Raw genomic sequence first — 20550 nt, 5'->3', positions numbered from 1 at the left:
TTTCATCCGCAGGAAGGCTGCTGCTTTCTGCAAGCGGATGCTGCAAGTTAGCCCCTCCCCCTTGTGGCGAGATTGTAGGGAGGGTTGGGGAGGGGACTTTTTCCCCGAGCCTACTTCGATACGTCCTGGCCGAAATATTTGTCGGCGATCTTCTTGTACGTGCCGTCGGCTTTGATGTCGGCGAGCGCCTTGTTGATTTCGGCGAGCAGCTCCGGCTCGCCCTTGCGGATGATGATGCCGGAGTAATCGGCATTTTCCTGCTCGGCGGCAATCTTCACCGGCGCGTCCGGCTTATGCTTCTTGAAATCGAGGAAGGAGAGACTGTCGTTGATCGTCGCATCGGCGCGCTTAGTCAGCACGAGCTGGATCGATTGGTCGAAACCGTCGGTGCCGACGAGTTCGGCGCCGGCTTCGGTCGCGAGCTTGCCGAAATTGCTGGTCAGCGACTGGGCGGATTTCTTGCCCTTCAGATCGGCGAAGGTCTTGATGCTGTCGTCGCCGTCGCGGACGATCAGCACCGCCTTGGAAGCGATATAGGGTTCGGAGAAATCATACTTCTGCTTGCGGGCCTCGGTGATGCCGACCTGGTTGATGACGGTGTCGTAGCGCTTGGCGTCGAGGCCGGCGATCAGGCCATCCCACTTGCCTTCGACGAATTCAGCCTTGACGCCGAGCTTTGCGGCGACCGCTTCACCGATCTCGACGTCGAAGCCGACGAGCTTGCCGCTTTCGTCATGATAGGTGAAGGGCGCATAGGTGCCCTCGGTGCCGATCTTGAAGACGCCGGCCGATTTGATGGCGGCAAGGTTTTCGCCAGCATGGGCGGGCAGGAGGGCGGCAGCCTGAATGAGGGCAACGGCGGCGACGGTTTTCAACCAGTTCATTGTTTTTTCCATCCTTGGGAGGTTGTCATCGGATACGGCATAGTTTGCAGAAAACTAGGGCGCCGGAAGCGAAGAAAACTGCGAATAAAAGCAGCAAGTGCAAATATTTTTCTCAAGCGGCTGACCGGGCATCGAATTGCCTGGGAACCAGACCATTTTTGCCCTTCGTTGGCGGGGTTTTATTTCAATACGTCAGAAAACGTGTGGCCGTGCGTATTGCATGCACAGTCGTAAGCGTTTATGCACGTTTTACATAATTCAATTATCGATCTGGTAGAAACATGCATGATTTCCTGTTGCGAGAGCGTCAAGGTGTGATTTCCGAAAGGCTGCGGCTGAACGGCCGCGTGCTGGCGGCGGAACTTGCGCTCGAATTCGGCGTCTCCGAAGATACGGTGCGGCGCGACCTTCGCGAGATGGCGGCGGCGGGACTCTGCGAGCGGGTCTATGGCGGCGCCTTGCCGGTCGCGCCGGCGCATGGAAGCCTGACGCAGCGCATCGGACTTGCCGCCGAGCGGAAGCAGGCACTGGCGCGGGCCGCGGCAAAACAAATCCCCGCCGGTCTGACGGTGTTCTTCGATGCCGGCAGCACCAATCTGGCGATTGCCAATGCCTTGCCGGCCGAACTCGACCTGACGGCTGCGACGAATGCGCCGGCGATCGCCGCGGTGCTCATCGACAAGCCTGCCGTCAACGTCATCCTGATCGGCGGCATGGTGGATCGGCAGACCGGCGGGGCGCTCGGCGCCAAGGCGTTGCGCGATATGGAGCAGATATCGCCGGATCTCTGCATTCTCGGCGCCTGCGGCGTCGATCTCGAGGCCGGCATCACCGCGTTCGGCTTCGAGGATGCCGAGTTCAAACGGTTTGCCACGTCGAAAAGCAGAAAAGTTCTTGTGGCCGTGACCTCGGAGAAATTCGGCACCGCTGCGCCCCACAGCATCCTGCCCATGGCGCATTGCGAATGCCTGGTTGTCGAGCACGATGCCGACCCGGCCGTCCTTGCCGCCTACCGCGCGCGCGGCTGCAGGACCGTCACCGCCGAGCAAACGAACTGAGACCGCTGTCATAGAGTTTAGGGAAACCGGGCGCGCAACCCGGCAACGAGGAAAGACCGAGAGATGGACAGTCATGTGAATGCACCGCGGGGGGCCAGGAGCGGCTTCATTACCAGAAGCAGGGCGGCGGTTTCCCTGCTCTTTCTCATGAACGGCTTCGTCGTCGGCTGCTGGGCGCCGAAGATACCCGATTTTGCCGAGCGTCTTGGGCTGAGCAAGTTCGACCTCGGGCTTATGATTATCGTCTTCGGTGTCGGTTCGCTGGTCATGATGCCGATCGCCGGCGCGCAGATCGCCAAACATGGCTCGCGTGTCGTCGTTCGGGCAACCGCCGTTTGCGTGCTGCCGCTGCTCCTGGCTTTGACGCTCGCCCCGACCGTGATCACCGCGGCTATCTCGCTCTTCCTGTTCGGCGGCTTCATCGGCGCCATGGATGTGGCGATGAATGCCAACGCAGTCTCTGTCGAAAAATCCATGCGCCGCGCCATCATGTCGTCCTGCCACGCTTTCTGGAGCCTCGGCGGCTTGATCGGCTCCGGCCTCGGCGGCATCGTGATCGCCAAGCTCGGCATTCTCGGCCACGCCCAACTGGCGACCGTGCTGGCGGCGATCTTCGTTGCCGTCGCCTGGCCGATGATTCTTGCGGATCCGCCCCATCCCGATGCCAAGAAGGAGAAGACGAGACTGCCGATGGTACCGCTGCCATGGCTGCTCGGCCTGATGGCGCTGTTCTCCATGGTGCCGGAAGGCGCGGTTCTGGATTGGGGCGCGCTCTACCTCCGGCAGGAAATGGATGCGTCGGTCGCCCTTTCAGGTCTCGGTTTCGCAGCCTTTTCGGCGACCATGGCGACCATGCGCTTTGCCGGCGATCTGGTGCGCGATCGCCTCGGAGGCGTCAAGACGCTACGCATCTGCACGATCTTTGCCATCGTCGGCATGTTGCTTGCCGGCCTTGCGCCGGACGCCGAGATCGCCATCCTGGGTTTTGCCCTTTGCGGCATCGGCATATCAAACATGGTGCCGATCGCTTTCTCGGCGGCAGGCAATATTCCTGGCCTTAAACCCGGCATCGGCATCTCCGTCGTCACGACGATGGGCTATTCCGGCATGCTCGTCGCGCCGTCGCTGATCGGTTTCGTTGCTGAACATATCGGCTTTGCCGTCGTCTTTATAGCGCTGCCGGTGCTGCTGCTGTTCGTTCTCGCGTTTTCGAAGCTGGCCCATTATGCCGACGGAGTTTCCGGAGGCGGCCATTGAGCCGCCTCCAAAACAAAAGTGATATAGGGGGCGGTTGACAAGAAAGCGGTCATGATCCACCTGAAAGGCACCATTTCTAAAGCGCTGCGCAATCTTTTCAGATTCGCTTGCCGCGCTTTAGATCTTTGTTTTACGCATGTCGTTATCGCAAAACCGCTGCGCACTTTTGCGCGACATGTTTAGGGGTGCAAGAGCTTTCAATGTTGTCAGCCGCCGATTTTGATCCGAAACCGCGCCGCGCTTCCGTCGCCGTCGATGTCGGCGGCGTCATCGTCGGCGGCGGCGCGCCGATCGTCGTGCAATCCATGACGAACACCGATACGGCCGATATCGATTCGACCGTCGCCCAGGTCGCGGCCCTCCACCGCGCGGGCTCGGAGCTGGTCCGCATCACCGTCGACCGCGACGAGAGTGCAGCTGCCGTGCCGAAGATCCGCGAGCGGCTGCTGCGGCTCGGCATGGACGTGCCGCTGATCGGCGACTTCCACTATATCGGCCACAAGCTGCTCGCCGATCACCCGGCCTGCGCCGAGGCCCTGGCGAAATACCGCATCAATCCCGGCAATGTCGGTTTCAAGGACAAGAAGGACAAGCAGTTCGCCGAGATCATCGAGATGGCGATCCGCTACGACAAGCCGGTGCGCATCGGCGTCAACTGGGGCTCGCTCGATCAGGACCTGCTGACGGCGCTGATGGATGAGAATGCTGGAGCCGGCTCGCCGCTCTCGGCCCGACAGGTGACGCGCGAAGCTATCGTGCAGTCGGCGCTGCTTTCGGCCGCCCTTGCCGAGGAAATCGGCCTGCCTCGCAACCGCATCATCCTCTCGGCCAAGGTCAGCCAGGTGCAGGATCTGATCGCCGTCAATTCCATGCTCGCCGAGCGCTCCAACCATGCGCTGCATCTCGGCCTCACCGAAGCCGGCATGGGCAGCAAGGGCATCGTCGCCTCGTCGGCGGCGATGGGCTTCGTGCTGCAGCATGGCATCGGCGATACGATCCGCGTATCGTTGACGCCGGAGCCGAACGGCGACCGTACGCGTGAAGTCCAAGTGGCGCAGGAAATCCTGCAGGTCATGGGCTTCCGCCAGTTCGTGCCTGTCGTTGCCGCCTGTCCGGGCTGCGGACGCACGACGTCAACGGTGTTCCAGGAACTGGCCCAGAACATCCAGAATGATATCCGCAAGAACATGCCGGTCTGGCGCGAGAAATATCCCGGTGTCGAGGCGCTGAACGTCGCCGTCATGGGCTGCATCGTCAACGGACCAGGCGAAAGCAAGCACGCCGATATCGGCATTTCGCTTCCCGGCACCGGCGAGACGCCGGCCGCGCCCGTTTTCATCGACGGCAAGAAGGCGCTGACGCTGCGCGGCCCCAATATCGCCGCTGATTTCGAAGCACTTGTCGTCGATTATATCGAGAAGCGCTTCGGCCAGCGGACGGCGGCGGAATGAAAACCGGCGTGTTTGGATGAGCCGGTACTGGTCGCCTATTGTGAGCAAGCTTCGGCCCTATGTCGCGGGGGAGCAGCCCCGTATTCCCGGCCTGATCAAGCTTAACACCAACGAGAATCCCTACGGGCCGTCTCCCAGGGCGCTCGAGGCGATTGGGCAAGCGGCGGACGATCGTTTGCGGCTCTATCCCGATCCGACTGCGACGGAATTGCGCGAGGCGATCGCCGCCCGTTTCTGTCTGGAAGCAGATGAAGTCTTCGTCGGCAACGGCTCCGACGAGGTGCTCGCTCATACGTTTCAGGCGCTGCTGAAACACCAGCTGCCGCTTCTCTATCCGGATGTCAGCTATCCGTTCTATCCAGCCTATAGCCTGCTATACGACGTTGAAACGATCGAAGTGCCTGTCGACGACAGGTTCCGGATCCGGCCGTCGGATTACGACAGGCCGTGCGGCGCGATCCTCATCCCCAATCCGAATGCGCCGACCGGCATCGGCCTGCCGCTTGCCGACATAGAGGCGCTTGTCGCCGCCCATCCGGATGCGGTCGTGGCGATCGACGAGGCCTATGTCGATTTCGGGTGTGAAAGCGCTGTCCCGCTCATTTCCAAATATCCCAATCTGCTTGTCATCCAGACCTTGTCGAAATCCCGCTCGCTTGCGGGTCTGCGCGTCGGTTTTGCGCTGGGGCAGCGGCAGCTGATCGAGGCGCTTGTGCGCGTCAAGGACAGCTTCAACTCCTATCCACTCGATCGCCTGGCGCAGGTCGCCGCAACGGCGGCGATCAAGGACGAGGCTTGGTTCGAGACGTGCCGGAAGAAGCTCATCGTCAGCCGGGACGCTCTCGTCCGGGAACTCGAAGCATTGGATTTCGAGGTGCTGCCGTCTCAGGCGAATTTCGTTTTCGCAAGGCACGAAAGTCGATTTGGTGCCGCGCTTCAAGCGGCTCTGCGCGAGCGTGGTGTTCTCGTCCGGCATTTCGCCAAGCCGCGCATTTCGGAATTCCTGCGCATCAGCATCGGCACGGATGAGGAATGCGCCCGTCTGGTGTCCGCTCTCAACGAAATATTGTCGGCCTGATCCGCCAGTTAATGCATGTCGCCCGGAAGCGTGCAGCGGTTCCGGAACAACGACATGCATCAAAACAAGGAGCTAAAGCGCGTGGCATGAAGCAAATGCGATGCGACGTGCTTTAGTTCTTCCGATCGGCGATGAAATGCGCCGCGGCGATGAGGGTCGATGCGCGGGCGCCGTAGGGAGCCAGCAGTGCTTCGGCGTCGGCCACATGCCGTCGGAGCTCGGTCTCGGCCCATTCCATGTCGTGCAGCGCCACGAGCGTTCCCTTGCCTCGGGCCGCATCCTTGCCAGTCGCCTTGCCCATGGTCGCAGCATCCGAGGTCAGGTCGAGAATGTCGTCGGCGAGCTGGAAGGCAAGGCCGATCTTTTCGCCGAAGGCGCGCAGGCGACGGCGATCGTCCTGCGGGCTTCCCGCGATGATGGCGCCGGCCTCGCAGCCGAAGCGGATCAGCGCGCCCGTTTTCATCGCCTGCAGGCGGATGATGCCGGCCTCGTCTGGAGCTTGTTTTTCCGCCGCTAGATCGAGCGCCTGGCCGCCGGCCATGCCGCCGAGACCGGCGGCGCGCGCAAGAGCCAGCACCAGCGATGCCTTGCTGGCATCGGGAAGCGCCGTTTCCGGTGCTGCGACAATGTCGAAGGCGTAGGTCAGCAGGCTGTCGCCGGCTAGGATCGCGGTGGCTTCATCGAACTTGATGTGCACCGTCGGTTTGCCGCGGCGCATGTCGTCATCGTCCATGGCCGGCAGATCGTCATGCACGAGGGAATAACAGTGCACGCATTCGAGCGCGGCGCCGATACGAAGGGCGGCCTGCGCATCGCCGCCGAGAAGAGCGGCACTTTCGACAACCAGGAATGGGCGCAGCCGCTTGCCGCCGTTCAACACGGCATAGTGCATGGCGTTGCGCAGGGTCTCGGGCCTGGCGATTTCGTCGGAGAGGGCTTTCGGCGACAGCAATGCGACGAGCAGCGCCTCGATCTCGCGGGCGTTGTTCTTCAGCCTCGTCTCGAAAGTGTCCCGGATCGCGTCCATCGGCGCTGTTTGGCATGGGGCAAGGGGGCTTGCAACGGAATTGTCGATGGCCGCCGCAAGATTTCCCATGTGCTCTGGCATAAGCGCCTCACAGGCGCTATGAGAACGACAGGGGAGCGAAGTGGACTGGGGACGTTTTGGATATAGCGCCGGAGACAGAGGATATCGCCGACATGCCGGCCCGTCGGCGATGGTTCGAAAATCGGCTTGTGCTGAAGCGCATCGTTCTTGCCCTGCTGGCGCTGGTAGTCCTTCCCTATGTGCTGATCTTTTTGTATCTGCTGCCCTTCATCCACCCGGTCTCGACGCTGATGCTGCGCGATCTCGTGCTGTTGCGTGGTTATGACCGCAGATGGGTGTCGCTGGACGAGATCTCTCCGGTCCTGGTGCAGTCGGTGATGATGTCCGAGGACGGGCAATATTGTTTTCATGGCGGCGTCGATTGGGCCGAGATGCGCATGCTGGTCGAGGATACGCTGAAAGGCCAGGCAACACGCGGCGGCAGCACCATCCCGATGCAGACGGCCAAGAATCTCTTTCTCTGGAACAGCCGCTCCTTCGTGCGCAAAGCGATGGAGCTTCCGCTGGCCGTCTCCACGGATTTCGTGCTGTCGAAACGGCGGCTGATGGAAATCTATCTCAACATCGCCGAGTGGGGTCCCGGTATCTACGGCGTCGAGGCGGCAGCCCAGCATCATTTCAAGGTGCCTGCCTCGAAGCTGACGCGGCGGCAGGCATCGCTGCTTGCCGTCTCGCTGCCGAACCCGATCGACCGCAATGCCGGCAAACCAGGACGCGGCCTTCGTCGGCTGGCCGGCGTCATCGAAAGGCGCGCGCAGGGATCAGGCGATTATATCAAATGCATCTATGGGTGAAGTCAGAACTTGTCGTTAGAAGCGGCAAGCGTCATCTGACATTCTTGGTCCTGCCATATGGGCGAATGAAGTCCACCCAGAACCCTTGAGTCGCCCATGACCGCCACAATCTTTTCTCCCGAACTTCTCCTTTATTCGAAGAGGCACAATCCCAATCCGCCCGCCCATCTCGGCAGCCGTTATCGCAAGGTCGGCGGCTTCCTGCCGGAGGCCGGCAACACCATCGTCTGCCACCCGGTGAAGCGTTCAAGGACGCTGACGGCATTGATCGAGGCGCGGGACAAATATCTTGCGATGCCGGAGGCGCCGCAATTCCTCTTCACGCCGATCTCCAGCCTTCACATGACGCTCTTCGACGGCATCATCGAGACCATGCGCCGGCAGGATCGCTGGCCGGCCGATCTTCCTCTCGAGACGCCCATCAAGGAAATGACAGCGCTGCTGGCGGCTCGGCTCGAAGGTTTTTCGATGGCCGAGCCTTTCAAGGTCGCCGTCACCGGAGCCCGCCCTTCAGGCTTGCTGGTCGACGGCGCGACGGAGAAGGACCGCAGGATCATGCGCGCCTGGCGCGATGCCTTTGCCGATCTGTTCGGCTATCGCGAACCGAACCATGCAGACTACACGTTCCACATCACCTTCGCCTATCCGCTCGAATGGCTGGAGGACGACGCCCTGCCGCGCTGGCAGGCGATGCTTGGCGAGGTGGTTGAGGATATTCGTCGTAAAATCCCTGTTTTCGAGCTGATGCCGCCGGCATTCTGCGTCTACGAGGACATGAACCATTTCCACGAACTGCTGATCTTTGATTTCGACGCCTGAATAGGAGAGGCCTATGGACAGACCGACGCTCTACATCGCCAACAAGAATTACTCCTCCTGGTCGTTCCGGCCGTGGATGGCGCTGACGGGCGCCGGTGTTGATTTCGAGGAGGTCCTGATCCCCTTCGACTATCCCGGCGGCAATCCCGACGTCAAGGCCATCTCGCCAAGCGGCAATGTGCCGGTCCTGCAGCACGGCGCATTGAAGATCTGGGAATCGCTGGCGATCATCGAATATACCGCCGAGCTTTATCCCGAAGCCGGCCTTCTGCCGAGGGATCGCGCTGCGCGGGCGCTCGCCCGTTCGGTTTCGATGGAAATGCTATCGAGCTTCCGGGCCCTGCGCGGCGCCTGCCCGATGAATATCCGACGGCCGAAGGCCAGGATCGTCTTGCCGGATGGTGTCGCCGCCGATATCAGCCGTATCGAGACGATCTGGCGCGACCTCCTGCAGCAATCCGGAGGACCGTTTCTTTTCGGTGCCTTCAGCGGTGCGGATGCGATGTTTGCGCCTGTCGTCAACCGGTTCGACATTTATGACCTCGTCGATCGGGACGACACGCTCGCCTATATGACGACGATGAAGGCGCATCCGGCCTGGCGCAAATGGGAGGAGGCGGCCCGCGCCGAACGTTGGATCGTGGCGGAAGACGAAGTCTGAGGCAGGAATCGTCGCCTCGCAAAAAATATTCATGGGGACTGGTCAAGGCCGCCCCTTGCATGTATAAGCGCGCAAAATTTCCGAAATCGCGACATGTCCGTTTCGGCCGCCAGTCTGGCCGTGGGAATGTTTTGCCCGCAAGTGGAGTAAGAGAAATGGCTGTACCGAAGAGAAAAACGAGCCCGTCCAAGCGCGGCATGCGCCGTTCGGCTGATGCGCTGAAGGCTCCGACCTATGTCGAAGACAAGAATTCCGGCGAACTGCGCCGCCCGCATCACATCGACCTGAAGACCGGCATGTATCGTGGCCGCCAGGTTCTGACGCCGAAGGAAAGCGCATAATTTTCCGATCCGGCTTGTCCGATCGAAAGTTTCAAAGGCCGGCATCACGCCGGCCTTTTGCGTTTCGGCGATATAATATTTGCAATGGCTTGCAGTGGAGCAACGGTTTACGGCAGTATTCTTCCGGTCGCCAAGGAGAGATTGCCGATGATAGCCGCCATGCCGCTGATGATTATCCCGTTTATTCTCTACAATCTGGCGATGCTCGGCCTGATGGGCGACGGCGGCATTGCAGCGCTGCAGCACGACATCATTGTGCTGTCGATGCTCTCGGGCGCGATCTGGAGCATGGCGCTCGGCGATCTCTTCATCGTTATAGCGCTCGTCGTGCTCTTCTTCGAAATCCTGAAGGCAACCAGAACCGGCCCCGGCAACCTCATCAACCATATCTTGTCGATGCTGGTGTTCATCCCGTTCCTGGTCGAGTTTCTGCTCGTCCAGGACGCTGCGACGCAGGTATTCTTCATACTGATGACGATCGCTCTGATCGATGTGATCGGCGGTTTTGCCGTTTCGATCCGAAGCGCCGGGCGGGATGTCTCGATCGGCTTATAGGTTATCGAGCTTGTTCTGAAGGGCGCGGAGCTGCTCCTTCAGCTCGTCGATATCCTTGGCCTCGGCCTTGCGGCTTTCCTTGGCCGCCGGCGGGTTCATGAAAGGCGAGAACATCTGCATTGCCTGCTGAAACAGCTCCGTATTGCGGCGAACCTGGTCCTCGACCATCTGCATCGGCAATTGCAGATTCTTGCCGAGCGGCGTTTCGCCAAAGGCGCGGTTCACCTGCTCACGCATCTGCGCCTGCTGTTCGCTAAAGGCGCGCATCGAATGTTCGAGAAAGCTCGGCACGACCATCTGCATCTGGTCGCCGTAATAAGTGATGAGCTGGCGCAGGAAGGAGATGGGGAGCAGTGTGTTGCCGGTCTTCGATTCCTGTTCGAAGATGATCTGGGTCAGCACCGAATGGGTGATGTCATCTCCGCTTTTTGCATCCTGGACGGTAAAATCCTCGCCCTTCTTCACCATCTCCGCCAGATCTTCCAGCGTCACATAGGTGCTGGTGCCTGTATTGTACAGGCGGCGATTGGCGTATTTCTTGATGACTATCTGACCCTCATTCTTCGCCATATCAGTCTCCTGAACCCCCGTCTGATTTATGGATGTTCCTCCACTTCAGACTGTAAACGCAAAAGAAGGCCGGTGACAATCTCTTTGTGCGATGCGGCAAACCTTTAACAGATCATACGAATCGGCTTTGCGGGCCGCCGCCGAAAAATGCCGGCGGCCGGTCTTCGCGTTTGACTTGTGCTAAAAGCTTTGCCAGTTTCCCCTAATGTAAGTGGGACGAAAAACGAGGAGCCTCCCCATGAGCAATTCATCCGTCGTCATCGCCAGCGCAGGTCGAACCGCAGTCGGTTCATTCAACGGCGCTTTCGCAACGGTCCCCGCCCATGAACTCGGTGCGGCCGTCATCAAGAGTGCGCTCGCGCGCGCCGGCGTCGAAGCCGGCGAAGTCGACGAGGTGATCCTCGGTCAGGTGCTGGCCGCCGGCGAGGGCCAGAACCCGGCCCGCCAGGCGGCAATCAAAGCTGGCATTCCCAAGGAAGCGACGGCCTGGGGCGTCAACCAGCTCTGCGGCTCGGGCCTACGCGCCGTCGCGCTCGGCATGCAGCAGATCGCCACCGGCGATGCCAGGATCATCGTTGCCGGGGGCCAGGAATCCATGTCGATGGCGCCGCATGCCTTGCATTTGCGCGGCGGCGTCAAGATGGGCGACGCGAAGATGGTCGACACGATGATCAAGGACGGCCTGACCGATGCCTTCCACGGTTATCACATGGGCATCACTGCCGAGAATATTGCGCGCCAATGGCAGCTTTCGCGCGACGAGCAGGATCAGTTCGCCGTCGCTTCGCAGAACAAGGCGGAGGCCGCCCAGAAGGCCGGCCGCTTTGCCGATGAGATCATCCCTTATGTCATCCAGACGCGTAAGGGCGACGTGACCGTCGATGCCGACGAATATATCCGCCACGGCGCCACGCTGGAGGCGATGGGCAAGCTGCGTCCGGCCTTCGACAAGGACGGCACGGTGACGGCTGCAAATGCCTCCGGTCTCAACGACGGCGCCGCCGCCGCGGTGCTGATGAGCGAAGCGGAAGCGGTCCGTCGCGGCATCCAGCCGCTCGCCCGCATCGTTTCCTGGGCAACGGCGGGGGTCGATCCTTCGATCATGGGCACCGGCCCGATCCCGGCGTCCCGCAAGGCGCTGGAAAAGGCCGGCTGGTCGGTCGGCGATCTTGATCTCGTCGAAGCCAACGAGGCTTTTGCGGCGCAGGCCTGCGCCGTCACCAAGGATCTCGGATGGGATCCAGCCATCGTCAACGTCAATGGCGGGGCGATTGCGATCGGCCATCCGATCGGCGCTTCCGGCGCGCGTGTTCTCAACACGCTGTTGTTCGAAATGAAGCGCCGCGGCGCGAAGAAGGGCCTGGCCACGCTTTGCATCGGCGGCGGCATGGGCGTCGCCATGTGTTTCGAGGCATTTTAATAGCACACGATACGATCCGTCATTGATTGAAATCCCGCTGCGTGCGGGCGAAAATACAAAGGGAGCGGAACATGAGTAGAGTGGCTCTGGTCACCGGAGGTACACGCGGCATCGGCGCGGCCATATCAATGGCGCTGAAAAACGCCGGATACAGGGTTGCGGCGACTTATGCCGGCAATGACGAGAAGGCCAGAGCCTTCCACGAGGTCACCGGCGTTGCCGTATTCAAGTGGGACGTTTCGGACTACGCCGCCTGCGGTGAAGGGATCGCCACGGTTGAAAGCGAGATTGGACCGGTCGAGATTCTCGTCAACAATGCCGGCATCACCCGCGATGCAATGTTCCACAAGATGACGCCGCAGCAGTGGCACGAGGTGATCAATACCAATCTCACCGGCCTGTTCAACATGACGCATCAGGTCTGGACCGGCATGCGCGACCGCAGCTTCGGGCGCATCGTCAACATCTCCTCGATCAACGGCCAGAAGGGCCAAATGGGCCAGGCGAACTATTCGGCCGCCAAGGCCGGCGATCTCGGTTTCACCAAGGCGCTTGCGCAGGAAGGCGCGGCGAAAAACATTACGGTCAACGCCATCTGCCCCGGTTACATCGGCACGGAAATGGTGCTTGCCGTGCCGGAGAAAGTGCTGAACGAACGGATCATTCCCCAAATTCCCGTCGGCCGTCTCGGCGAGCCGGAAGAGATTGCCCGTTGCGTCACCTTCCTCGTCTCCGATGATGCCGGCTTCATCACCGGTTCGACGCTGACGGCCAATGGCGGGCAGTTCTTCGTCTAGCCCATTCTCCGATCACGTGGATCGAAAAGGGAGCGCATCCGGCTGGATGCGCTCCTTTTCTGTCCCGGCATGCCACCGTTGGCGCTGACGGCCACGGCGAGCAAAGAAAAACGGGCGCCGAAGCGCCCGTTGGGAAGTCCGATATGCGTTTGTCGATCAGTAGCGGCAACGGGCCTCGTAGCGGCGGCCGTAGCGGTCGCGATAGATGCAGTAGCCGCGGCGTTCAACCGACTGGCCGATCAGAGCGCCGGTCAGACCGCCGGCAACGGCGCCGACAGCGGCACCACCCCAGCTATTGGTAACGGCGCCGCCGATAACCGCACCGGTGCCGGCGCCGATCGCCGTGCCCTGCTCGGTCGCCGTGCAGGATGCGAGAGCGCCCACGAGCGCGCCAATGAGAACAATCTTCTTCATCATGTCGTAACTCCCCAGGTTGTCGGGCTTTAGATGCGGCCCATTAGTACAAGGATAATGATAATGACGAGAACTAGCCCCAAACCGCCGGAAGGTCCATAGCCCCAGCCACGGCTATAACCCCAATTCGGCAAGGCTCCGATCAAGAGCAGAATGAGGATAACGAGAAGTATCGTGCCAAGCATGGTGTGTTTCCTTCATTTCATCCGCAATCTGAATGGACAAGAAACACGCATTGGCGATTTTTGTTCCCGGTTGAGCGCGCGAATTGTGGTGCGAGGAGATTCATGGTTTGCGATCCGTGTTCCCCGGTAAATTGTCAATATGGTTAAAAAGATGTTTAAATACAATATGTTGCGGCGAACAAAGCGGAAAAGTCGCTATGTCGCCGATTCGTCGGTGATTCGTTCCGTTTTTGATCGACCGATCGCACAAGCGGTTTCCCGGGTGTAGACTGTGTGAATTTCGTGGTCGAAAGGTTAACGCCTGTCCGAAGCATCAGATGCGAGGATCTGTCGCCTGCCTGCATCTAGCGGCGGGTGGCGGCGGCGCCACCAGATCTTGCCGTGAACGAAAGGTGAAAGCGGTTCGGTCGGCGATTCGTCTCCGCTTCGTTCCGGATTTGGTCGAGAAATTAATGTGGGGTGGAATTTTCGACCGGCAAAAAGCGCGCGACAGACCGCCGGCAAGGCGACGGAAATGCGAAGGGACAGATTCTCGCGATTCAGCATCTAGTAGGAAAAAGTGATTCAAAATCAATACTTAGCCGTGAACAAAAGCTGAATCAGCGGGAGTCAGCGATTCGTCGCTGATTCGTTCTCAGGCTGTTCCGAATCTGAAATGCGGGCGCTCCCGATGACTCGCAAAGGTCGTAATTGCGGAAGCATTTTAAAATCTGCCCTTGCGTTTGCGGCGATAGCTGTCCATGTGTTCTGTGCCTCCGTCGCGAGGCGACAGTTTTCCTGGGGCCGCCTGCCTCAATTGCATGGACGATGACTCTGACTTCGCAGCCGATGATTCTGAGCGGGCGCGGTGTGACCGCGATGCTCGGACCAACCAATACCGGCAAGACCCATTATGCTATCGAGCGCATGGTCGCACACGGGACCGGTGTGATCGGCCTTCCGCTCCGGCTGCTGGCGCGCGAGGTCTATACGCGGGTGGTGGAGAAGGTCGGTGTGCAGAACGTGGCGCTGGTCACCGGTGAGGAAAAGATTTCGCCCGTCAATGCACGTTTTTCGGTCTGTACCGTCGAAGCGATGCCGCGTGAGACCAAGGCCGCCTTTGTCGCGATCGACGAGGTGCAGCTTGCCGGCGATCTCGAGCGCGGCCATATCTTCACCGACCGAATCCTGCATCTGCGCGGTCGCGAGGAAACGCTACTGCTCGGCGCGGCAACGATGCGGCCGATCCTGCAGCAGCTCCTGCCCGGTATTACCATCGTCGAGCGGCCGCGGCTTTCGCACCTTTTCTACGCCGGACAGAAAAAGATCACCCGGCTGCCTCAGCGCTCCGCAATCGTCGCCTTTTCGGCCGACGAGGTCTATGCCATCGCCGAGCTCATCCGCCGGCAGCGCGGCGGCGCGGCTGTCGTGCTGGGGGCGCTCAGCCCGCGCACCCGCAATGCGCAGGTGGCGCTTTACCAGGCGGGCGACGTCGAATATCTGGTGGCGACCGATGCGATCGGCATGGGACTGAACCTCGATGTCGATCACGTTGCCTTCGCCCAGGACCGAAAATTCGACGGGTACCAGTTCCGCAACCTCAATCCGGGTGAACTCGGCCAGATCGCCGGCCGCGCCGGGCGGCATGTGCGCGACGGAACCTTCGGCGTCACCGGCCAGGTCTCGCCCTTCGACGAAGAGCTTGTGCAGCGCATCGAGGGTCACGAATTCGACAACGTCAAGGTTTTGCAATGGCGCACGACCGAGATGGACTTCTCCTCGATCAACGCGCTGCGCGCCAGCCTCGAGGCGGGACCGCGCGTGGCAGGGCTGACGCGAGCACTGCCCGCGGTCGACCAACAGGCGCTGGAACAGCTTTCGCGCTATCCGGAGGTCATCGATCTCGCCGATCGGCCGGCCCGCGTCGAAAAACTCTGGGAGGCTTGCGCACTTCCCGACTACCGGCGTATCACTCCGGCACAACATGCCGATCTTATCTCGACCCTCTTTTCCGATCTCGTCCGCTATGGCACGGTGAACGAGCAGTTTCTGGCGGAGCAGGTTCATCGCTCCGACCGGACAGATGGGGAAATTGACACGCTTTCGGCGCGAATCGCGCAGATAAGGACCTGGACCTATGTTTCGAATCGGCCCGGTTGGCTGGCTGATCCGACACATTGGCAGGAAAAGACGCGGGAAATCGAAGATCGATTGTCCGATGCGTTACATGAAAGGTTGACGAAACGCTTTGTTGATCGCAGGACATCTGTGCTCATGAAGCGCCTGAGAGAGAATGCGATGCTGGAAGCTGAAATCAGTGTGAATGGCGATGTCTTCGTTGAAGGACATCATGTAGGGCAGTTAAGCGGATTCCGTTTCACGCCGGTGGCGGGAACGGACGGACCGGATGCCAAGGCGGTTCAGGCTGCGTCACAGAAGGCGCTCGCGCTCGAATTCGAAGCCAGAGCGGCGCGGATGCATGCCGCCGGCAATAGCGATCTGGCGATCGGCTCGGACGGGTTGATCCGCTGGCTCGGCGACCCGGTGGCGCGGCTTTCGGGCAGCGATCACGTCATGCGCCCGCGGGTGATCCTGCTGGCCGACGAACAGTTGACGGGCAATGCCCGCGATCACGTCGCCGCCCGCATCGAGCGCTTCGTCAATCATCACATCAGCACGGTGCTGAAGCCGCTCGACGATCTGTCGCGCGCTGAGGACCTGCAGGGGCTGGCCAAGGGGCTGGCCTTCCAGCTCGTCGAAAATCTCGGCGTGCTCTTCCGTCGCGACGTGACCGAGGAGGTGAAGTCGCTGGATCAGGAGGCCCGCGCCTCCATGCGCCGCTACGGCGTGCGTTTCGGCGCTTATCACATCTTCGTGCCGGCACTGCTGAAGCCGGCGCCGGCCGAATTGATCACGGTGCTCTGGGCGTTGAAGAACGACGGTCTCGACAAGCCGGGTTACGGTGACCTCATTCCCGTGCTGGCCGCCGGCCGTACCTCCGTCGTGACCGATCCGAGCTACGAGCGGATGTTCTACAAGCTCGCCGGCTTCCGTTTCCTCGGCAAGCGCGCCGTGCGCATCGACATTCTTGAGCGGCTTGCCGACATCATCCGTCCGCTGCTGCAGTGGAAGCCCGGTCAGAACAACCGTCCGGAGGGCGCCTATGACGGCCGCCGCTTCACGACGACGACGGCGATGCTGTCGATCCTCGGCGCGACGCTCGAGGACATGGAAGAAATCCTCAAGGGTCTCGGCTATCGCGCCGATGCCGTGAAGGCGGAAGAGGCCTCAGCTCATCTTGCCGCGCAGGACGCCGCTTCGGCGCCTGCCGCCGCTGCGGAAACCTCCGCGGACGAGACGGTGGAAAAGGCCGATCATGACGACGCCGACGCGGTGGCGGAAGAGGCTGCTTCCGAGCCATCTCCGGCGGCCTCGGCCGCAGCCGACGCGCCCGCGGCAGAAGCACTCCAAAGCACCCCTGCGGCCGAAACATCCGCCTCGGCGGAGGCTTCGGCTGCCGGCGACGCGACCGTTGCTATCGGGGAGGCTGGCGAACCGGCGGAACCGAAGCCGGTTCTTCTGTGGCGCCTCGGCGGCCGCAATGATAATCATCGCCAGGCGCGTGGTCATGGCGAACGCCGCGGTGGCCAGGGCCACGATCGGGGCCAGAACCAGGACCGCGGCGAGCGCAATCGCCGTCCGGGCGGCGGTGAAGGCGGCGAGGGCAATCGCGGCGACGGACGCGACAACAACCGCAACAACCGCGGCAAGGACAGCGGTCGCGATGGCCGGCCGCAGCAGGCAAGGGGCGGCGAGCGCAAGGACCAGCCGCGCGGCGACCGGCAGGATCGTGGCGATCGCAATGATCGCAATGACCGTAACGACCGCAACAACAATCGCGGAGCCCAGCCGCTGCGCTTCGAGGCCAAGCCGCCGCGCAAGGAGAAGCCGATCGATCCGGATTCTCCCTTCGCCAAGCTCGCAGCTCTCAAGGAACAGATGAAGAAGTAGTCATGGGCGGGGAGACACAGCCGACAAGCGGTTCGCGCCAGCGCATCGACAAGTGGCTGTTCTTCACGCGCATGGTGAAGTCGCGTTCGCTGGCGCAGAGCCATGTCCAGTCGGGGCACGTGCGCATCAACGGCGAGCGTTGCAGCCATCCGAGTCAGATGGTCAAGCCGGGCGACCGCATCGAATTGACGCTGGAACGGCGTGACATCGTTCTCATCGTACGCCTCGCCGGGGAGCGGCGGGGTCCCTATGAGGAGGCCCGCCTCCTCTATGATGACCAATCCCCGCCGCCAGATGAGGCAAAACGCCTCACCCCCTACGAGCAGGCGATCCGGGCGACCGGGACCGGCCGTCCGACTAAAAAGGAAAGACGCGCAATTGACAGGCTGATGTCGGACGAGGATTAGAAAACTCTGTCTGCGGCGGCGGCTTTTGCAGATCGTTTATCCTTGAAATCCGGCGATAAAGCCGATAGGTCACTGACAACCTGCCGGAAGCGTGCTTGCCTCCCAAGCCTGTCCACGCTTTTCGTCCGGCACGGGGATAGGCGCGACGTTCCAGGTTGCCCGGCCCCATCCGCATGGAATCCTGGAGTTCTTCATGACCTATGTCGTGACCGACAATTGCATCAAGTGCAAATACACCGATTGCGTAGAAGTCTGCCCCGTCGACTGCTTCTATGAAGGCGAGAATTTCCTCGTCATCCATCCCGACGAATGCATCGATTGCGGCGTCTGCGAACCCGAATGTCCCGCCGAGGCGATCAAGCCGGATACCGAGCCGGGCCTCGACAAGTGGCTGAAGATCAACACCGAATATGCCAGTATCTGGCCGAATATCACGGTCAAGAAGGATCCGCTGCCGGAGGCCAAGGAGATGGACGGCCAGACCGGAAAATTCGAGAAGTATTTCTCCGAAAAGCCCGGGGCCGGCGATTAGCACGGCTGGCCGATCGACCGCCGGATTTGGGCGTTTACGCGATGAAACGTTTTAAATCCTGCGTGTCGCATATGGGTGATGTGTGTTGCCCGCATGACTCAGGCGAACCAAATTATTGATTTCCTCATATTTTTATGATAGGTTTCGCCTACTGTTCCATTTGTGGCATGACGCATGCCCAAAACCATCACGAAAGCAAAACCGATCCGTACGCGGTTTCCGTGACATATCAACGCTTTGAGCGTGGGATCCCCCAGATCGCGCGCAAGAAGTCCTTGTTTTTGCCTGATGGGACCAGAGTGAAGTCACCCGACGGATGCAACCGTCTCAACCGGGCCTGACTGACCCGGCTCCGGCCGCCGCCGGAAGCGTAACAGGGAGTTTTTGGATAGAATGACGACTCAGCAGAAAAAACCTTCTACAGCACGTCACGGCTTCAAGACCGGTGAATCGATCGTCTACCCCGCTCACGGCGTCGGTACCATCACCGCTATTGAAGAGCAAGAAGTTGCCGGCATGAAGCTCGAACTTTTCGTTATCGATTTCGAAAAGGACAAGATGCGCCTGAAGGTTCCGGTCGCCAAGGCTATGAGCATCGGCATGCGCAAGCTTTCGGAAACGGATTTCGTCGATCGTGCATTGAAGGTCGTGCAGGGCAAGGCGCGCGTCAAGCGCACCATGTGGTCCCGCCGCGCCCAGGAATATGATGCCAAGATCAATTCCGGTGATCTGATTTCCATCGCTGAAGTCGTGCGTGATCTCTATCGTGCGGAGAATCAGCCCGAGCAGTCCTATTCCGAGCGCCAGCTCTACGAGGCTGCCCTCGATCGCATGGCGCGAGAGATCGCCGCTGTCAACAAGATGTCGGAAACCGAGGCCGTCCGCCTCGTCGAGACCAATCTCAACAAGGGTCCGAAGCGCGGCAAGGCCATCGAAGAAGACGACTCGCAGGACGAAGCCGCATAACGCGACTTTCTTTTTCCTAAAAAAACCCGGCCATCGAGCCGGGTTTTTTTATTGGAACTTTTTCGCGACTGCCGCGTTTATCACACGTAATTGCGGACTGCTCGTCGGGCGATGCTCGTCGGGCGAACTGCTATTCCGTCATGTTCGATGAGGAGCGGATCATGCCTTTTCAATATTGCCCATCCGGCAACGGGAAGAAACAGGTCCGCCCAGCCGTCTCAGCGGCACATGATGAGAATTAGGGCTTCTCCCTGAAAAGTCCAGGGGTGAGGCCTTTTGCATTCAGAACCCCATTCAGTCCGGACAGCGATGTTCCGGAACGTGAGTTTTATTGTTCATTTTGAGGGCGAAGGCCTGTTTCGGGAGATCGAAATGAAGAACATGTCTGCAGATCGGCGCATGATCAAAATCGCGATGGCCGCCCCCTATCTCGCCCGTCAGGAAGAGCACGATCTCGCCACACGCTGGAAAGATCACGACGATCGCGGTGCGCGCAACCAAATCGCCATGGCGCATATGCGCCTGGTGATCTCCATGGCCGGCAAGTTCCGCAATTTCGGCCTGCCGATGAGCGACCTCGTGCAGGAGGGCTATGTCGGACTGCTGGAAGCGGCCGCGCGTTTCGAACCGGAACGTGATGTGCGCTTTTCGACCTATGCCAGCTGGTGGATCAGGGCGTCGATCCAGGACTATATCCTGCGCAACTGGTCGATCGTGCGCGGCGGCACGAGTTCGGCGCAGAAGGCGCTGTTCTTCAATCTGCGTCGCCTGCGCGCCAAGCTCGCCAAGGGCGACACGCAACTGACGCTGCAATCGATTCATCAGGAAATCGCCGCCGCCCTCGGCGTCAGCCTTGCCGACGTTCAGACCATGGATGCCAGACTTTCCGGCAACGACGCTTCGCTGCAGGCGCCCTCGGTCTCCGGCGATGCCGAGAGTGCGGAGAAGATGGATTTTCTCGTCAGCGACGATCCGTTGCCGGACGAACAGGTTTCCAACATGATCGACGGCGAGCGCCGCCGCGTCTGGCTCGCCTCGGCGCTGAAACATCTCAACGAACGCGAGATGAAGATCATCAGCGCCCGGCGACTTGCCGAAGATGGCGCCACGCTCGAAGAACTCGGCGCCGATCTCGGCATTTCCAAAGAGCGTGTGCGGCAGATCGAAAGCCGGGCGATGGAAAAGCTTCGCAGTGCGCTGGTCAGCGCCGACCCGCATATGGCGGCCTACGCGTAGCCCGAGAGTGCTTACAGCATCCTTTGC

21 protein-coding genes are annotated in these 20550 nt (G+C 60.6%); 16 read left to right on the top strand and 5 right to left on the bottom strand.

Features of this window, described 5'->3' with window-relative positions; translation table 11 throughout:
* Positions 1-110 precede the first annotated feature (110 nt).
* Positions 111-884, bottom strand: a complete 774-nt coding sequence (locus tag PYR71_RS13725) for an amino acid ABC transporter substrate-binding protein (protein WP_183917517.1) — start codon at positions 882-884, stop codon at positions 111-113.
* A gap of 281 nt (positions 885-1165) precedes the next feature.
* On the opposite strand from PYR71_RS13725, the gene PYR71_RS13720 reads away from it, so the two are divergent.
* The 4 genes from PYR71_RS13720 (at position 1166) to hisC (ending at position 5728) form a co-directional block, all read left to right on the top strand.
* Positions 1166-1942, top strand: a complete 777-nt coding sequence (locus PYR71_RS13720; RefSeq protein WP_275619752.1) for a DeoR/GlpR family DNA-binding transcription regulator — start codon at positions 1166-1168, stop codon at positions 1940-1942.
* A 63-nt stretch (positions 1943-2005) separates the two neighbouring features.
* A complete protein-coding gene (locus PYR71_RS13715; RefSeq protein WP_275619751.1) occupies positions 2006-3199 on the top strand; it encodes an MFS transporter in 1194 nt (397 codons plus the stop codon).
* Positions 3200-3399: 200 nt separating this feature from the next.
* Positions 3400-4650, top strand: a complete 1251-nt coding sequence (ispG, locus tag PYR71_RS13710) for a flavodoxin-dependent (E)-4-hydroxy-3-methylbut-2-enyl-diphosphate synthase (protein WP_275619750.1) — start codon at positions 3400-3402, stop codon at positions 4648-4650.
* Positions 4651-4666: 16 nt separating this feature from the next.
* Entirely contained in the window at positions 4667-5728 is a 1062-nt protein-coding gene (gene hisC / locus PYR71_RS13705; RefSeq protein ID WP_275619749.1) for a histidinol-phosphate transaminase, read from the top strand.
* Between the two features lie 112 nt (positions 5729-5840).
* Here hisC and PYR71_RS13700 read toward each other — a convergent pair whose 3' ends face one another.
* A complete protein-coding gene (locus tag PYR71_RS13700; RefSeq protein WP_275619748.1) occupies positions 5841-6755 on the bottom strand; it encodes a polyprenyl synthetase family protein in 915 nt (304 codons plus the stop codon).
* A 137-nt stretch (positions 6756-6892) separates the two neighbouring features.
* Between PYR71_RS13700 and mtgA the strand changes: the two genes are divergently transcribed.
* From mtgA to PYR71_RS13675, 5 genes are all read left to right on the top strand, one after another.
* Positions 6893-7630, top strand: coding sequence for a monofunctional biosynthetic peptidoglycan transglycosylase (gene mtgA / locus PYR71_RS13695; protein WP_275619747.1), 738 nt, complete (start codon positions 6893-6895; stop codon positions 7628-7630).
* Between the two features lie 96 nt (positions 7631-7726).
* Positions 7727-8449: a DUF1868 domain-containing protein gene (locus tag PYR71_RS13690; RefSeq protein WP_275619746.1), complete on the top strand. Its 723-nt coding sequence runs from the start codon at positions 7727-7729 to the stop codon at positions 8447-8449.
* A 13-nt stretch (positions 8450-8462) separates the two neighbouring features.
* Complete coding sequence (locus PYR71_RS13685) at positions 8463-9110, top strand: glutathione S-transferase family protein (RefSeq protein WP_275619745.1); 648 nt, start codon at positions 8463-8465, stop codon at positions 9108-9110.
* 155 nt (positions 9111-9265) lie between these two features.
* Positions 9266-9451, top strand: a complete 186-nt coding sequence (rpmF, locus tag PYR71_RS13680) for a 50S ribosomal protein L32 (RefSeq protein ID WP_003543812.1) — start codon at positions 9266-9268, stop codon at positions 9449-9451.
* Between the two features lie 147 nt (positions 9452-9598).
* Positions 9599-10006 (top strand): hypothetical protein, encoded by a 408-nt coding sequence (locus tag PYR71_RS13675; protein WP_275619744.1) that lies wholly within the window; start codon positions 9599-9601, stop codon positions 10004-10006.
* Here the strand turns inward: PYR71_RS13675 and phaR are convergent.
* Positions 10001-10576: a polyhydroxyalkanoate synthesis repressor PhaR gene (phaR, locus tag PYR71_RS13670; RefSeq protein WP_064683897.1), complete on the bottom strand. Its 576-nt coding sequence runs from the start codon at positions 10574-10576 to the stop codon at positions 10001-10003. The two genes, PYR71_RS13675 and phaR, sit on opposite strands and share 6 nt — an antisense overlap.
* Positions 10577-10814: 238 nt before the next feature.
* Here phaR and PYR71_RS13665 point away from each other — a divergent pair, with 238 nt between their 5' ends.
* Both PYR71_RS13665 and PYR71_RS13660 read left to right on the top strand, forming a co-directional pair.
* Complete coding sequence (locus PYR71_RS13665) at positions 10815-11996, top strand: acetyl-CoA C-acetyltransferase (protein WP_275619743.1); 1182 nt, start codon at positions 10815-10817, stop codon at positions 11994-11996.
* A gap of 71 nt (positions 11997-12067) precedes the next feature.
* The gene (locus PYR71_RS13660; protein WP_038691952.1) at positions 12068-12793 is read left to right on the top strand and encodes a beta-ketoacyl-ACP reductase; all 726 of its coding nucleotides are present in this window, start codon (positions 12068-12070) and stop codon (positions 12791-12793) included.
* A 156-nt stretch (positions 12794-12949) separates the two neighbouring features.
* Here PYR71_RS13660 and PYR71_RS13655 read toward each other — a convergent pair whose 3' ends face one another.
* Together PYR71_RS13655 and PYR71_RS13650 are read right to left on the bottom strand one after the other, a co-directional pair.
* Positions 12950-13210: a YMGG-like glycine zipper-containing protein gene (locus PYR71_RS13655; RefSeq protein WP_009991900.1), complete on the bottom strand. Its 261-nt coding sequence runs from the start codon at positions 13208-13210 to the stop codon at positions 12950-12952.
* A 26-nt stretch (positions 13211-13236) separates the two neighbouring features.
* On the bottom strand, positions 13237-13392 hold the full coding sequence (locus PYR71_RS13650; protein WP_003543790.1) for a DUF3309 family protein: 156 nt from the start codon (positions 13390-13392) through the stop codon (positions 13237-13239).
* An 807-nt stretch (positions 13393-14199) separates the two neighbouring features.
* Between PYR71_RS13650 and PYR71_RS13645 the strand changes: the two genes are divergently transcribed.
* The 5 genes from PYR71_RS13645 (at position 14200) to PYR71_RS13625 (ending at position 20523) form a co-directional block, all read left to right on the top strand.
* Positions 14200-17382, top strand: coding sequence for a helicase-related protein (locus tag PYR71_RS13645; RefSeq protein ID WP_275619742.1), 3183 nt, complete (start codon positions 14200-14202; stop codon positions 17380-17382).
* A 2-nt stretch (positions 17383-17384) separates the two neighbouring features.
* Positions 17385-17789 (top strand): RNA-binding S4 domain-containing protein, encoded by a 405-nt coding sequence (locus tag PYR71_RS13640; RefSeq protein WP_183917540.1) that lies wholly within the window; start codon positions 17385-17387, stop codon positions 17787-17789.
* A 193-nt stretch (positions 17790-17982) separates the two neighbouring features.
* Positions 17983-18321: a ferredoxin FdxA gene (gene fdxA / locus PYR71_RS13635; RefSeq protein ID WP_183917542.1), complete on the top strand. Its 339-nt coding sequence runs from the start codon at positions 17983-17985 to the stop codon at positions 18319-18321.
* 393 nt (positions 18322-18714) lie between these two features.
* Positions 18715-19287 carry a CarD family transcriptional regulator gene (locus PYR71_RS13630; protein WP_011427211.1) on the top strand — a complete coding sequence of 191 codons (573 nt, stop codon included), beginning with the start codon at positions 18715-18717 and terminating at the stop codon, positions 19285-19287.
* A gap of 372 nt (positions 19288-19659) precedes the next feature.
* Positions 19660-20523: an RNA polymerase factor sigma-32 gene (locus PYR71_RS13625; protein ID WP_018244054.1), complete on the top strand. Its 864-nt coding sequence runs from the start codon at positions 19660-19662 to the stop codon at positions 20521-20523.
* Positions 20524-20550: the final 27 nt, after the last annotated feature.

Origin of the sequence: Rhizobium mulingense (assembly GCF_029194105.1) — a bacterium.
Classification (GTDB): domain Bacteria; phylum Pseudomonadota; class Alphaproteobacteria; order Rhizobiales; family Rhizobiaceae; genus Rhizobium; species Rhizobium mulingense.
The sequence above is the reverse complement of the archived record's forward strand: the minus strand, read 5'-3'. Positions and strand labels throughout refer to the sequence as shown.